General features: G+C 68.4%; 11 protein-coding genes. 6 read left to right on the forward strand and 5 right to left on the reverse strand.

Annotation, left to right across the window (positions count from 1 at the left end; genetic code table 11):
• Positions 1 to 3,363, reverse strand: a 3,363-nt coding sequence (dnaE, locus tag BSIN_RS23375; RefSeq protein WP_089342198.1) for a DNA polymerase III subunit alpha, incomplete at its 3' end; no start/stop codon positions are given.
• Between the two features lie 423 nt (positions 3,364 to 3,786).
• On the opposite strand from dnaE, the gene BSIN_RS23380 reads away from it, so the two are divergent.
• From BSIN_RS23380 to BSIN_RS25905, 3 genes are all read left to right on the forward strand, one after another.
• Positions 3,787 to 4,668, forward strand: a complete 882-nt coding sequence (locus tag BSIN_RS23380; RefSeq protein ID WP_089342185.1) for a sulfurtransferase — start codon at positions 3,787 to 3,789, stop codon at positions 4,666 to 4,668.
• A gap of 48 nt (positions 4,669 to 4,716) precedes the next feature.
• Positions 4,717 to 5,613, forward strand: coding sequence for a tRNA glutamyl-Q(34) synthetase GluQRS (gene gluQRS / locus BSIN_RS23385; RefSeq protein WP_089342186.1), 897 nt, complete (start codon positions 4,717 to 4,719; stop codon positions 5,611 to 5,613).
• Between the two features lie 235 nt (positions 5,614 to 5,848).
• Positions 5,849 to 6,010: a hypothetical protein gene (locus BSIN_RS25905; protein WP_218192445.1), complete on the forward strand. Its 162-nt coding sequence runs from the start codon at positions 5,849 to 5,851 to the stop codon at positions 6,008 to 6,010.
• 98 nt (positions 6,011 to 6,108) lie between these two features.
• Here the strand turns inward: BSIN_RS25905 and BSIN_RS23395 are convergent, their stop codons facing one another.
• The 4 genes from BSIN_RS23395 to purT form a co-directional block, all read right to left on the reverse strand.
• Positions 6,109 to 7,575: a DEAD/DEAH box helicase gene (locus BSIN_RS23395; protein ID WP_089342188.1), complete on the reverse strand. Its 1,467-nt coding sequence runs from the start codon at positions 7,573 to 7,575 to the stop codon at positions 6,109 to 6,111.
• Between the two features lie 358 nt (positions 7,576 to 7,933).
• Positions 7,934 to 8,344 carry an MliC family protein gene (locus BSIN_RS23405; protein ID WP_089342189.1) on the reverse strand — a complete coding sequence of 137 codons (411 nt, stop codon included), beginning with the start codon at positions 8,342 to 8,344 and terminating at the stop codon, positions 7,934 to 7,936.
• Between the two features lie 59 nt (positions 8,345 to 8,403).
• Positions 8,404 to 8,565, reverse strand: coding sequence for a DUF6726 family protein (locus tag BSIN_RS26870; protein ID WP_059513272.1), 162 nt, complete (start codon positions 8,563 to 8,565; stop codon positions 8,404 to 8,406).
• Between the two features lie 134 nt (positions 8,566 to 8,699).
• Positions 8,700 to 9,914: a formate-dependent phosphoribosylglycinamide formyltransferase gene (purT, locus tag BSIN_RS23415; protein ID WP_089342190.1), complete on the reverse strand. Its 1,215-nt coding sequence runs from the start codon at positions 9,912 to 9,914 to the stop codon at positions 8,700 to 8,702.
• 576 nt (positions 9,915 to 10,490) lie between these two features.
• Between purT and BSIN_RS23425 the strand changes: the two genes are divergently transcribed.
• The 3 genes from BSIN_RS23425 to BSIN_RS25910 form a co-directional block, all read left to right on the forward strand.
• The gene (locus BSIN_RS23425) at positions 10,491 to 11,414 is read left to right on the forward strand and encodes an alpha/beta hydrolase family protein (RefSeq protein ID WP_143757534.1); all 924 of its coding nucleotides are present in this window, start codon (positions 10,491 to 10,493) and stop codon (positions 11,412 to 11,414) included.
• Positions 11,415 to 11,742: 328 nt separating this feature from the next.
• Positions 11,743 to 12,291, forward strand: a complete 549-nt coding sequence (locus tag BSIN_RS23435) for an META domain-containing protein (RefSeq protein WP_089342193.1) — start codon at positions 11,743 to 11,745, stop codon at positions 12,289 to 12,291.
• A gap of 201 nt (positions 12,292 to 12,492) precedes the next feature.
• Positions 12,493 to 15,065: DNA translocase FtsK 4TM domain-containing protein (locus BSIN_RS25910; RefSeq protein WP_502213868.1), on the forward strand; the 2,573-nt coding region annotated here is incomplete at its 3' end.

Below are 15,065 nucleotides of genomic sequence, written 5' to 3' on the forward strand. Positions count from 1 at the left end.
CCCGCCGTCGCCGTTGCGCGCACCTCGCGGCGGCGCGCTTGGCGCGCCCGGTTCGGCAGGCGCATCGGCCGTCGCGGCATGCGCTTCGAGCACGCGTTTGAGCGCGCCCGCATCCGCATTGCCGTTCATCGTCATCCGCACCGCCTGCGCATAGCGGCTGCGCGCGCGTTCGAGATCCATCACGCTGTCGGCGGTGAAACGGATGCCGCCCGTGAATGCGTCGTTGCGTGCCTGCCCCTGCACGATCAGCAGTTCGTCTTCCTTGAAGAGCGCACGGTTCGCATCGAACTGCTCGTTGAACACCGTCACTTCGCACTGGCCGGTGCCGTCGTCGAGCAGCGCGATCACCATCTTGCCGCGCTGGGTCATTTGCGTGCGCAGCGACACGATCACGCCGGCCACGAGCTTGTCGCGCCCTTCCTTCAATTCGCCGAGCTTGTGGCGCGCGAAGCGCCGCACCTCGTCGCGGTAGGCATCGAACAAATGGCCGGACAGGTAAAAACCGAGCGCGGTCTTCTCCTCCTGCAACCGGCGCTTGTCGTCCCACGCAGGCTCGTCGACGAGCGCGTGCGCATGCGCGGGCTCGTCGCCCATGTCGAAGAGCCCGGCTTGCAACGCATTCGCTTCCGCCTGATCGGCCGCCTCCACCGCGAGCGGCACCGATGCGATCAGCTGCGCGCGGTTCGCGTGCAGCGAGTCGAACGCGCCGGCTCGGATCAGCGCTTCGATCGTGCGGCGGTTGACCACGCGCCGGTCGATCCGCACGCAGAAATCAAACAGATCGGCAAACGGCTTTTCTTCGCGCGCACGCAGGATCTCCTCGATCGCGTTCTGCCCGCTGCCCTTCACCGCGCCGAGGCCGTAGCGGATCGTCTTCGAGCGCTTGCCGGACGCCTGCGCGACCGGCTCGAACCGGTAGCCGGAATGGTTGATGTCGGGCGGCAGCACCGCGAGGCCGTTTGCAAGACAGTCGTCGAACAGGATCTTCACCTTGTCGGTGTCGTCCATCGCGAGCGTCATGTTAGCGGCCATGAATTCGGCCGGATGGTGCGCCTTCAGCCACGCGGTGTAGTACGCAAGCAGCGCGTATGCCGCCGCATGCGACTTGTTGAAGCCGTAGCCCGCGAACTTCTCCATCAGGTCGAAGATCTCGTCGGACTTTTCGCGCGACAGGCCATTCTTCGCGGCGCCTTCGGCGAAAATCTCGCGATGCTTGGCCATCTCCTCCGGCTTCTTCTTGCCCATCGCACGGCGCAGCAAATCCGCGCCGCCGAGCGAATAGCCGCCAATGATCTGCGCCATCTGCATCACCTGCTCCTGATAGACCATGATCCCGTAGGTCTCTTTCAGGACGGGCTCGACGCGCGGGTCCGGATAATCGACTTTCTCGCGTCCGTGCTTGCGCGCGCAGAAGCTCGGGATCAGGTCCATCGGCCCCGGCCGGTACAACGATACAAGCGCGATGATGTCCTCGAAGCGGTCGGGCTGCGCATCCTTCAACATCCCCTGCATCCCGCGGCTTTCAAGCTGGAACACCGCGACCGTGTTCGCTTTCTTGAGGATCTGGAAAGAAGCCGGATCGTCGAGCGGCACCTGCGCGAGCGACCAGTCGGCCTTTGCCGGATCGAGCCCGCGGATGTAGCGCTCGGCCCAATCGAGGATCGTCAGCGTCGTCAGACCCAGAAAGTCGAACTTCACGAGGCCGACCGCCTCGACGTCATCCTTGTCGTACTGGCTGACGACGCCGCTGTCGTCGCCCTGCGTGTACAGCGGGCAGAAATCGGTGAGCTTGCCCGGTGCGATCAACACGCCGCCCGCATGCATCCCGACGTTGCGCGTCAAACCCTCGACGCGCTGCGCGAGGTCGAGCAGCTGATGAACTTCGTCCTCGTTGTCGTAACGCTCCTGCAAGAGCGGCTCTTCCTTCATCGCGTCGGCAATTGTCACGTGCTTGCCCGGCTTGAACGGGATCAGCTTCGCCACGCCGTCGGTGAACATATAGCCGAGATCGAGCACGCGGCCGATATCGCGCACGGCCGCCTTCGCGGCCATCGTGCCGAAGGTGGCGATCTGCGACACCGCGTCCGCGCCGTACTTCTCCTTCACGTATTGGATCACGCGGTCGCGGCCGTGCTGGCAGAAATCGATATCGAAGTCGGGCATCGACACCCGCTCCGGATTCAGAAAGCGCTCGAACAGCAGGTTGTAGCGCAGCGGATCGAGATCGGTGATACCCAGCGCATAGGCAACGAGCGAGCCCGCGCCGGAGCCGCGGCCCGGCCCGACCGGCACACCGTTGTTTTTCGCCCAGTTGATGAAGTCCGCGACGATCAGGAAGTAGCCGGGAAAGCCCATCTTCTTGATCGTTCCGCACTCGAAATCGAGACGCTCGTAATACGTGGCGCGCTGCGCATCGCGCTCGGCCGGGTCCGGATAGAGCTGCGCGAGGCGTTTCTCGAGCCCTTCCTTGGACAGTTGCACGAGATAGTCGTCGAGCGACATCCCGTCGGGCGTCGGAAAGAGCGGCAGCTTCGGCTTGCCGAGTTCGAGCGTCAGGTTGCAGCGCTTGGCGATCTCGACCGTGTTCGCGAGCGCCGACGGCAGATCCGCGAACAACGCGGCCATCTCGTCCTGCGTACGGAAATACTGGTCGGTCGTGAAACGCTTTTGACGGCGCGGATTCGCCAGGATGTCGCCTTCCGAGATGCACACGCGCGCCTCGTGCGCGGTGAAATCGTCAGCCGTCATGAATTGCAGCGGATGCGTCGCGACGACGGGCAGCTTCAGTTCAGCCGCGAGCGTCACGGCCTGCTCGATATACGTTTCGGCGCCTGGTTGGCCATAACGCTGCAGTTCGATGTAGAAACCGCCCGGAAACAGCTTCGCCCAGCGCGCGGCGTGGCGGCGCGCGGCCGCGTCGTTACCGGCCGCGAACGCAATGCCGATGTCGCCCTGCTGCGCGCCCGACAGCGCGAGCAGCCCTTCGGCAAGGCCGTCTTCAAACCAACTCGCGTCAAGCTCCGCGCGGCCGCGGTACTGGTTCGTGAGCCACGCCTTGGACAGCAGCTCGCAAAGATTCAGGTAGCCGCGCTTGTTCTTGACGAGCAGCAGCAGGCGCGACGGTTTGTCGCGATCATCGTGATTGGTGATCCAGACGTCGCAGCCGGCAATCGGCTTGATGCCCGCGCCGCGGGCTTCCTTGTAAAAACGGACGAGACCGAACGCGTTGCCGAGGTCGGTCAGTGCGAGCGCGCCCTGAGCGTCGCTGGCCGCCGCCTTGACGATGTCGTCAAGGCGCACGATGCCGTCGGCGATCGAGAATTCGGAATGGACGCGAAGATGAACGAAGCGGGGATCTGACATGGGCGCTATTGTAGCCGCCCCATGACCGGACCATCGCGCACGCGGCGTAAAAATGCCGGCGTTGGCCGTTCGGCCGAGGGTCGAAGCCGTATCGCGCGCGGCTGCGCGGCGCGCCGGCACCGACGCCGGCGCGCCGACGATCCCGCCCAATCGGCGGCGACGGTACGGCGCACCGCAACACCGAGCCGCTCGGCCGCGCGGGCTGCCGCCCCCGTTCCGCGCGGCCGACGCGATACGAAAACGAAAGCGCGTGCCGCGCTCGCGCGACCGGCCGTTCGGCCGACTGCGGAAAGCCGCGCCATTTGCGGGATAATACGGTCTTTCCGTCTTCGTCTGCTCCGGCCCCGAGCGTCCCGCCGCGCGCGCACCGCGCGGCGCGTCCGCATCGGCAAGCCGCAGCCGCTTTACCGTTTTCCGATCGACATGACCACCGTCAATCTCGCCGCCTACCGCTTCGTCTCGCTCGACTCGATCGAGCAATGGCGCCCGCTCGTGGCCGCCCGCTGCAACGAACTCGGCCTGCGCGGCACGATCCTGCTCGCGCCCGAAGGCATCAACCTTTTCATCGCGGGCCCGCGCGACGCCACCGATGCATTCGTGCATTACCTGCGTCACGATCCGCTGTTCGAAGGCAAGTTCGCCGACTTACAGTTCAAGGAAAGCCTGTCCGACTCCCAACCGTTCAGGCGCATGCTGGTACGGCTCAAGCGCGAAATCATCACGATGAAAAAGCCCGCGATCAAGCCCGAGCTGGGTCGCGCGCCGTCGGTCGACGCACGCACGCTGAAGGCATGGCTCGACCAAGGCCACGACGACGCGGGCCGCCCCGTTGTGATGCTCGACACGCGCAACGCATTCGAAGTCGACGTCGGCACGTTCGACGACGCGCTCGATTACCGGATCGACAAATTCAGCCAGTTCCCCGACGTGATCGACGCGAACCGCGCGGATCTGGAAGGCAAGACCGTGGTGTCGTTCTGCACGGGGGGCATTCGCTGCGAAAAGGCGGCGATCCACATGAAGGAAATCGGCATCGATCACGTCTACCAGCTCGAAGGCGGGATTCTCAAATACTTCGAAGAAGTGGGCGGCGCGCACTATCACGGCGACTGCTTCGTGTTCGATTACCGTACCGCGCTCAACCCGAGCCTCGCGCCGACGGCCGACGTCACCTGCTTCGCGTGCCGCGCGGTGGTGACGGCCGACGCGCAACGATCGCCGCTCTACGTGCCCGGCAAGTCGTGCCCCGCGTGCCATCCCGATCAGCCCGCGAGCCGGTACGCGCAACCGGCGCACGCCGCCTGAGGCCGCGCTGCGTCGCCTTTACCGATCGCCCAGCAGGTCAGCCAGCGAATGACGAAAGCCTATCGCGGCCGCTTCGCGCCGTCGCCCACCGGGCCGTTGCACTTCGGCTCGCTCGTCGGCGCGCTCGCAAGCTGGCTCGATGCGCGTGCCTGGGGCGGCGCATGGCTCGTGCGAATCGAGGATACCGACGGGCCGCGCACCGTGCCCGGCGCGGCCGACGCGATCCTCGCCACGCTGCGGCGCTTCGGTTTCGTTGCCGACGAGCCGCCCGTTTGGCAAAGCGCGCGCGTCCCGCATTACGCGGCGGCGCTCGAGCGGCTCACGGCCGCGGGATGGGTCTACCCCTGCGGCTGCTCTCGCAAGGAAATCGCCGATTCGCTGCGCGCCGCTCACGAGCGGCACACGACCCTCGCGTATCCCGGCACATGCCGCACGGGCCTGCGCGGCAAACCCGCACGCGCATGGCGGCTGCGCGTGCCTGACGGCGCGGCGGCCATCGTCACGTTCGATGACCGTTGGCAGCGCGCGCGAACCCAGAATCTCGCAACCGAAGTTGGCGACTTCGTGCTCAAGCGTGCGGACGGCCAATGGGCGTATCAGCTCGCGGTCGTCGTCGACGACGGCGATGCCGGCATCACGCACGTCGTGCGCGGCGTCGACCTGCTCGATTCGACGGCGCGTCAAATCTACCTGCAACGCTGTCTCGGGCTGCCGACGCCGCACTATCTGCATGTGCCCGTCGTCGTCGACGCGAACGGCGAAAAGCTCAGCAAGCAAACCGGCGCGGCCGCGCTCGATGCCGCCGAGCCGCTGCCCGCGCTCGTCGCGGCGGCGGCGCATCTGGGGCTGGCGCTCGAACCGTCCGCGGGCAAATCGCTCGACGCGTTCCATGCCGCCGCGATCGCCGCTTGGGCGGCGCGATTCGGCCCTCACGCGCGCGGCTGACCGCGTCCGCACGCCGGCGCTCAGCCGCCAAGCGGCAGCGCCGGGACGCCGTCACCCGCGCAACGCACAGCGCCGCGATACGCGTGCGCAGCGCTCGCCGCCCCGCTTCGCCAGTGCGGCGCACGCCTTCCGCGGCCCGCGCGGCAGGCAAACCAAACTTCGTGACCGGGCAAAAGACTGGGTGATATCGTCATGCCGGCATCCGAACGGCAATCGATCGAATACGGATATTGACTTGATGAGCGACGACGGCCGCATGGGCCGCGCCGAGTCGTTCCCGCGCAAAGCGGTCCATTCGTGCCGATCAACGCGCCGCGCCGGCGACCGGATCGTCATGCCGGACGCGGTGCTTTCCGCGCGGAGAACCATTGGGCTTTCGCTCTCGAACCCGTGGTGACTGCGGCGGCTACGGCGTCGCTCGACGGAAAATTTAAGCGTCTCCGCCGCCACGCCTGCACGGGGCGCCCGGCATCCGTGTCCGGCGCCCGGCTCATGTCAAGACGACGTCTTGCGCGGCATCCCGAACCCGCCGAGCAGCGCGGCGAGCCGCGGCTTCGGCGCTTTCTTCTCCGGCTGCGCGGACTTCGCCTCTTCCGGCTGGCGCACGGACGGAGACGGCTCGTATGGCTTCAGGAAGAACTCGTCGATCGGCGCTTCGCGGCGCGGATGATACGCGCGCTCGCCGCCCGCCACGCGGCGCCCGCCGATCGGCCCGCCGCGACGCTCGTCGCGCTCGCGCCGACCGCCGCCGCCGCCGCCGCCGCCGCTGCGATGCTCATCGTGACGATGGCGCGGCAAGTCGAGCGCCAGCATCTCGAGCGGCAGCGTGCGCTTGATCAGCTTCTCGATGTCGGCGAGCTGCTTGCGCTCGTTCGGGCTGCACAGCGACAGCGCGTCACCCGACGCGCCCGCGCGGCCCGTGCGGCCGATCCGGTGCACATAATCTTCCGCGTTGAACGGCAGATCGAAGTTGATCACGGCCGGCAGCTCGGCGATGTCGAGCCCGCGCGCGGCCACGTCGGTTGCGACGAGTGCCTCGATCTCGCCGCGCTTGAATGCGTCGAGTGCCTGCATCCGCTCGCTTTGCGAACGGTCGCCGTGGATCGCCGCCGCGACGATCCCGTCGCGCTCGATCTGCCGCGCGAGCCGGCTTGCGCCGAGCTTGCTGTTGCAGAACACGATCACCTGCTTCAGCCCGCGATCGCGGATCAACTTGACGACGGCCGCCTGCTTATCGCCTTCGGCGACGTCGTAGACGATCTGCGTGACCGTCGCGGCGGTCGCGTTGCTGCGCGCGACCTCGATCGTCTGCGGGTCGCGCAGGTACGTCGCCGCGAGCTTCTTGATCTCGGGCGAGAACGTCGCCGAGAACAGCAGCGTCTGACGTGCGTCGGGCAGCAGGTTCAGGATGCGCTGCAAATCGGGCAGAAAGCCCATGTCGAGCATCCGGTCGGCTTCGTCGAGCACGAGAATCTGCACCTGGCCAAGGTTCGCGGTCTTCTGCTGCACGTGATCGAGCAGCCGCCCCGGCGTCGCGATCAGGATCTCGACGCCACGGCGCAGCTCGGCCATCTGCGGGTTCATGTCGACGCCGCCAAACACGACGGCGCTGCGCAGCGGCGTGTGTTTCGCATACGCATGCACGTTCGCGGCCACCTGGTCGGCCAGCTCGCGGGTCGGCGTGAGAATCAGCGCGCGCACGGGATGGCGCGCAGGCGACGCGCTCGTGTTCGCCTGCGGCAGCAGCCGCTGAATGATCGGCAGCGAGAAGCTCGCGGTCTTGCCGGTGCCGGTCTGCGCGGCGCCCATCACGTCGCGGCCGGACAGCACGACCGGAATCGCTTTCGCCTGGATCGGCGTCGGCGTCGTATAGCCCTGCTCGGCAATCGCTCTCAGAATCTCGGCGGCAAGGCCGAATTGGTCGAACGTCGCGTCGACGGGCTTGGCAACAGAATCGGACATAGTGGCGTTTCGCTCAAAAAGCGCGGCGGGACATCCAGCGCGGCAGGCCCGCCCGCGAGACGGGCCGCGCAAACCACTTCGGAATGAAGACGAAGCCGCGGCGCGCCGCGCGGCGCCGCCGGCGCTTAGGCCCCGCAAAAAGCAGGCGCGGCCGTGCGCGAGGCTTCGTCCGGCAGGCGTGCCGGCAGAAAGGGCAGTATTGTAGCATCGTTGCGGGACAGCTTCGCCGTGGCGAAACTGACGCGTCGGCGCGCACGCAGCAAGCGGCCCGGCTGCCGAGGCAAACGGGTTGCGGCCGCGCCGCAACCGTCGATGAAATCGGACGGCCATCGCGCAGCGCGCCGATTGCCTGAAACCGTTACCGTTCGGTTTTTCGGTTGTTTGCGGCCTTTTTCGGGATTTCGTTGCAATCGCCAAGCAACGGCGACGCGTGGCCGCCGGCGCTTTCATCGTACAAATTCGCGGTGGGCCCCTTCGTCCACCATACATATTGGCCCGCCTGATACCGCGCGCCCGATGCCGACACTGTGTCGACAAACAGCAGACGCGCGCCGTTGACGGGCACGAGCGCGAAGCTCTGCCCATTGCTCGCGTTCCAGTAGGACACGCGCAGCGGCCGCGGCTCGTTCGCGCATCGGTAGACGACGGTCTGACGCGAAGTCGCGTCGATTTCCGCGACCGTCAGCCGCGCCGCATGCGCCGCGCCCGCGGCAAGCGACAAACCGGCCATGCCGATCGCGATCCAGATCCAGCTTGTATTGCGCTTCATCGATCATTCCTTGATTGAGTCGAATCGAACTCGGACTTTGGCCGGCCGCACGCTCGCCATCAGGGGTCGATGACGTCCGCGCACGCGTCGGTGGGCGCCGCCGCGACATGGCCGACGACGGGCACGATCTTCAGCCCCGCCGACGCCACCCGGCACGGCGCCGCCGCGAGCCCGCAGCCGGCGCTCGACAGGCACAACACGGCGATCAGCATCCACTTCATCGCAACCTCCTTTCTTCGCGCCCGCGCGCCGCGCGTGCTGATGAAACCACGCCCCGACGGCTCGCGATCCGGCCCGAAGCGCGCCGTCGGCACGCGCGGCACCGATGCAATGGACACGCGCCCGCGCATTCCGTTCAGCGCGCGGACACCGGCCGCACCGCGCCGGCCGAGCGCTTCGCGCGCTCGCGCGCCTCGTCGACGCCCGCGCCGACCGCCACGGCCACGCCCATGCGGCGCTTCGCGAAGCTCTCGGGCTTGCCGAACAGGCGCAGATCCGCGCCCGGCACCGCGAGCGCGTCGCGCACGCCTTCGAATGCGATGCCTGCCTCGTCGAGCCCGCCATAGATCACCGCCGACGCGGCGGGCGTCGCAAGCGTCGTGTCGACCGGCAAACCGAGAATCGCGCGCGCATGCAATTCGAATTCGGACTGGCGCTGCGACGCAAGCGTGACAAGCCCCGTGTCGTGCGGACGCGGACTCACTTCGGAGAACCACACGTCGTCACCGCGCACGAACAGCTCGACGCCGAACAGGCCGCGCCCCCCGAGGGCCGACGTCACGCGCCGCGCGATGTCGCGCGCGCGTTCGAGCGCCTTCGCGCTCATCGGCTGAGGCTGCCACGATTCCACATAATCGCCCGCCGCCTGCAGATGGCCGATCGGCTCGCAAAAATAGGTGCCGATCTCACCGGTGACGGGATCGAGCGCACGCACCGTGAGCTGCGTGATCTCGTAGTCGAAATGCACGAAGCCCTCGACGATCACGCGGCCATGATTCACCCGGCCGCCCGCCATCGCGTACCGCCATGCGGGCTCGATGTCCGCTTGCGCGCGCACGACCGACTGCCCCTTGCCCGACGACGACATCACGGGCTTGACAACGCACGGCACGCCGATGCGCGCGAGGGCTGCCGCGAATTCGTCGAACGATTGCGCGAACGCATACGGCGACGTCGGCAGCCCAAGCTCCTCGGCCGCGAGCCGGCGGATGCCTTCGCGATTCATCGTGAGCTGCGTGGCACGCGCCGTCGGGATCACTTCCGCCACGCCGGCCGCCTCGATTTCGGCGAGCGCACCGGTGGCGATCGCCTCGATTTCCGGCACCACGAGATGCGGCCGCTCGGCCTCGATGAGCGCACGCAGCGCGGCCGGATCGGTCATGTCGATCACGTGCGCGCGATGCGCGACCTGATGGCCGGGCGCGTTCGGATAACGATCGACGGCGACCACCTCGACACCGAGCCGCTGCAACGCAATGATGACTTCCTTGCCCAACTCGCCCGCGCCGAGCAGCATGACGCGCGTGGCGGACGGCGAAAGCGGCGTACCGAGCCGCTGACCGATCTGCATGAGATGTCCCGCTTCGTGGATGTGTGGTTGTGTGGATTCGATGGAGGATCGCGAAAGCGAACCGCGATGTTAACACGCGCATACGCGGGATTGGCGCAGCGGCCGTTGCGGCTGCGGCTGCGGCTGCGGCTGCAGTGAGGCTACCGGCGCGACGCGCAAACGCCCACGCGCCGCCAAGCCGGCAGGCCGCGTATGGCGCGCGCCATTGAAAGCTGAAGGTTGGAAACGCATGCCGATGTCGCGGCAAACGAGCGCCGCTCTATCTTGCCCGCCGATGCGTAAGTGGACGAATGCCGCCAATGCGCGGCCCGAACCTGCATCGACGGCCATCGCGGCACGGCAGAAAGTGCGACAAAAAAACAAGCATGCGGCATTGAGAGCGCGATAAGCCCGAGCCCCACTCGGCCATATCGAGTCGAACCGGCACGCGATCGCAGGCTGCCCCTTCCACTGCCCGCGCCGCCGTGCGCCGGTCATCGCAGCCGGGCATCGAGCGGCGCCTCGAATTTATTTCTCACGCGAAGTATTTCCCTCCCTTATATTTCGCACACGAATTAAATGCGCGAGGAAAACGCGATGCAACCGGAGTCGATCGAATTCGCCGCCAGCGACGGCTATACGCTGCGCGGCACGCTCTGGCCCCCGGCGGGCCAGACGCATGCGGCCATGCTCGTGCATCCGGCCACCGCCGTACCGGAACGCCTATACGCGGGCTTCGCGCAGTACGCCGCATCGCGCGGCTTCGCCGCGCTCACGTACAGCTATCGCGGCGTCGACGGCTCGCGCCCGGCCGATCTGCGCGCGCTCGACGCACGCATGCGCGACTGGGCCGACTACGACGTCGAAGCGGCAACCGCCTGGGCCCGGCGGCGCTTCCCGCAGTTGCCGCTCGTCGCGGTGGGCCACAGCTTCGGCGGCCACGCGATCGGCCTCTGCGACGCGACGCGCCATTTACGCGCGGGCGTACTCGTCGCCTCGCACGCAGGCAGTACGCGCCTGATTCGCAGCCGTCTCGAACGGCTCCGGGTACGAACGGTGCTCGGCGCGATCGCGCCCGTGGCTTGCGCGCTGTGCGGCTACGCGCCATGCCGGCGCTTACGTCTCGGCGAAGATCTGCCCGCCGGCGTGATGCGCGAGTGGGCCGGCTGGACCACACTGCCCCGCTATTTCTTCGACGATCCGACGCTCGACGCCGCCGCGCGCTTCGCGCGTGCGTCGCTGCCCATCCTCGCGCTCGGCATCGACGACGATCCGTGGGCCACGCCCGCCGCGATCGACCTGCTGGTCGGCTTCCTCACGCATGCACGCATCAAGCGCCGCCAAATCGATCCGCGCGCGACCGGCTGCGGACCGATCGGGCACATGGGCTTTTTCCGCAGCGCGCCGGGCAAGGTCTTATGGCCGGGCGTCGTCGATTGGCTCGCCTCGACGCTGTCCGCCGCGCCCGATGCGGCGGACGACGCCGCACCGTCGCCGAGCCTCGCGGGCCATGCCGGCTGAGCGTCGCTCGTCGCTCGTCGCTCGTCGCTCGTCGCTCGTCGCTCGTCGCTCGTCGCTCGTCGCTCGTCGCTCGTCGCTCGTCGCTCGTCGCTCGTTCTTCAATTATGCGAAGCGGCCCGCCGTCTCGCGCAAGTCATTCCGCTCGCCGCCATCGAAGCGGTACGCGCCCCATCGCCCGCGCCTCATGCCGGCGTGCCGCACCGCCGCGCACGCCGCACAACGCCCGGCAGCGCACGCTGGCCGGATGGCAATTGGCGGGAACTGTCCCTCGTGCGTTACCCTTATGGTTTGTTCAGCCATATTGAAAGATTTGAAGAGGAACGAGGCCATGTTCATTTCATCCGCAGCAGCACGCCAGCGCTTTCGCTTTGCCGGCTTGCTGCGCGCGCCGCTCGGCGCGCTGAGCGCCGCCGCGCTTCTCGCCGCTTGCACGATGCCGACCCATCCCGATTCAAACGCGCCCGCGCCCGATCCGTTCAACCCCGCGACGATCCAGCTCATCGACAATACAAGCTGGGAACTCGTCAACTGGCGCAACGCAGATGGCTCGTCGCGCGAGATCCCGCACGGCGACAACGGCGAGCCGATCGCGCTCGCGCTGTCGTCCCAAACGGGCGTGCGGCGCGTTGCCGGCTTTTCGGGCTGCAATCGCTACATGGCTCCCTACGACGTGAAGAACGGCGTGTTGAGCGTGGGCCCGATCGCCGGCACGCGGATGGCCTGCATCACCCCGGCGCGCGGCGCGCTCGAACGCGACTATCTCGCGGCGCTCGAGCATATCGCGAAGGCCGGCGTGCAGATGCGCGACCCGCAGCAGCTCATCATCGTCACCGACGACGGCGCGACGCTGACGTTCGCGCGGCGCGACGCCAAATAAGCGCCGCGCGGCGGCACGCCGGCGAACCGGGTGCGCGGCCCCTCGATCTGGCGCACCCGATGCGGAGCGCCGGCCCCGCAACTGCGGCAACGGCACGCGGCACGCGCGCCGTTCGCCAAACCTTCCTAGCCGACCGGTTAAACTCATCGGGATCGCGCATCGCGCGCCCACCCTTCTTCAGTTTCTGAGCTGTCTCTGAGCATGCAAACGGTAGTTCTCGGCTGGTTCGGCTTCTCGGCCGTCTGGTTCATTCCCCTTTTCTGGCGGCTCGTCAAGGCGATGCTGCCGGGCGGCAGCGGCCTCGCGGGCCCCGGCTCGATCCGGCTGTGGCTCGGCTTCCTGTGCGTGCTCGCCGCGAGCTGCACGCTCGCGGCCGCGCTACCCGGCGACGCGACGACGAACGCATTCGGCCATGCGCTCGCGGGCGGCTTCGAACACGTGCTCGGACGCATCGGCACGCCGCTCGCGATGATCGTGCTGTTTTTCGTCGGGCTGCCCTGGCTGCTCGACGTCCGCTGGCGGCAAGCGAGCGCGTGGCTCGACGCATCGCTCGGCATCCGCCTGACTCGCGAGCACGGCGCTGACGAACCGCGCAGTGCCGCCGAATTGCCGCGCACCGCGCCGCATCGCGACGACGGCCGCGCCGACATGCAGCCGACGAGCGCGCATACAGTCAATTCGATGGCGCCGCGGCAAAACGGCCGGTACGCACGGCCCACGCCGTGGAAACCCAGCGACGCGCCGCACGAACGCCGCGCGCAGGCCGCCGGCGCACGAGCGACGACGCCGACGGCCGCGCCCGTCGGCTGGCCTAAGCCCAGCACGGCCGCACGCGGTACGGCGGCGGCAGGCGGCACGGCGAAAGCGGCCGGCGCCACGGCAAGCGACATCGCCAAAACGGCCAGCGTCGCCAGGACGGGCGGCGTGCCTCAATTGCCTCAGTCGCTTCAGTCGCTTCAGTCTGCCGATATGGCACGCGTGGCCAATCCTGCGATAAAAACGACTAGCCCAGCGTATGCGAAAGCATCGGCGAGCGGCGTGGCGAGCGCCACGAGCGCAATCGCATCCGCTCACCTCGCCGTGGCGAAATCGGCGGACCAGATGTCTTCCGCCGGTCTGGCCGCAACTGGAATCCGCCCGCCTGCGTTGACGAACGGTCCGGGCGAGCCGGCCATGATCGGCTCGCGCGGCGGTGCACCGTCGACGCCCGCCACGCCGCATTCGCCATTCGCTTCCGGCCCGGCACGCCGAGCCTCGGCAGGACCGGCCCAGTCTATGGCGGCTACGGCCCGCGGCCCCTTTGCGACCCGCTCCGCCACAGCCGAGCAGCGCTTCGCACCGCGCCGATCGTCGGCGCAGGCTGCCGTGGCCGCCGCACGCAATCGCCCGATGACGTTTGCGCCGTCGCGGCAAGCCGCCGCGCCGCGCAATACCGTTGCGACGCCGCGCCCCTCCACTGCGCACTCGTCCGTCAAACCGGCCGCCGTCGAAGCCACGCGCAAGCGGCCGGTGAGCCCCGCTCGCGCGCCGCTCTATGCGTGGTCGGAAAAACCCGCGCAGCCGATCGAGCCCGCGCCGAGCGTGCACGAGACATTGCGTTCGATCGAAGCGAGTGCCGCGCAATGGGCGACGCTCGCCGGCGCGCCCGCTTCGGCGGCGCGAGAAGCGACGCGGGAACTTGCCGCGCCAGCATCAGTCTCCGCGCCTGCGGCGGCTACGGAAACGGCAGTGGCATCGCCGTCGGCAGCCGCCACGAACACAAGCGAAACCATCGGCACCCCGGCAGCCGTCACAGCGCATAGCACTTCGAATACAGGCACTGCCGGACAGACCGATATCGAACGCCCGCGCGGCGACGTCGTCGATGCGCCGGCGGCCAATCCCGCCGCATCGGCCAGCGACGCTGTCGCCGGTATGCCGCCGGCCGCGACAACAACCAAAGCCGGCGCCCCCATCGATCATGCCGCCGGGATCGCGCCCGCCGATGCTTCGGCCGGCATCGTTGCCCAAGCGCCGGGCGGCGCGCAAGCCCAGGCCAGCGTCGAAACGGAAATCGAGGCCGACACCGGCACGGATCATTCGGCCGTCTCCGAGGCAACAGCCTTGGTTGAGGGCGCCGCCAGCGAACCGGCGCCAACCGCAATCCGCGCCGCCGGCGCAACGGCGGCCCCCCTCGCCCCCTCGGCCGCGGCCGCGGCAGCAGGCGCGCCCCGGCAAGCGCTACATCCGTTCAGCGACGCCGCCTCCTCCGGCACCACCGGCCCGAACACCGGAACACACGCGGCGCTCGACGAGGCCGGCACGGCCGCCTCCGCCGACGAAACCGGCGCACACGCCGAGCGAGCCGCCATCGACGCCGATACTGCCGGCCACGGCGCGCTCGCCGCACCGGCCCGCGCCAATACGGGCAGCCTGGTCCCGCAAATCGCCGAACACAGCTTGCCTACTCGCGACGGCATCGCCATTCGAGCCACCGCTCCCGTTCACGCGAACCCGTCAATCATGCAGCCGCCTGGCGACGATGCGCGCCCCTCTTCGACGGCCGCAAGTGCGCCCATGCCAGGCGTTGCCGCACCTGCTTCAAACCTGGCGTCGAGCCCAGCTCCATCCGCCGCCGCCGAGCGCGCCCACGGCGATCCGATGCCGGCGGCAGCCGCCCCCGCTGCTCCCGCCGCCCAGGCCGTCACGCCAGCTCAAGCACCCTCGCACGCGCCTGCCGCATCGGCGGCCCCCGTAGCGCAGACGGCTTCGGCAACGGCCGCCGCACCAACGGC

It is taken from the genome of Burkholderia singularis, from assembly GCF_900176645.1.
GTDB lineage: Bacteria > Pseudomonadota > Gammaproteobacteria > Burkholderiales > Burkholderiaceae > Burkholderia > Burkholderia singularis.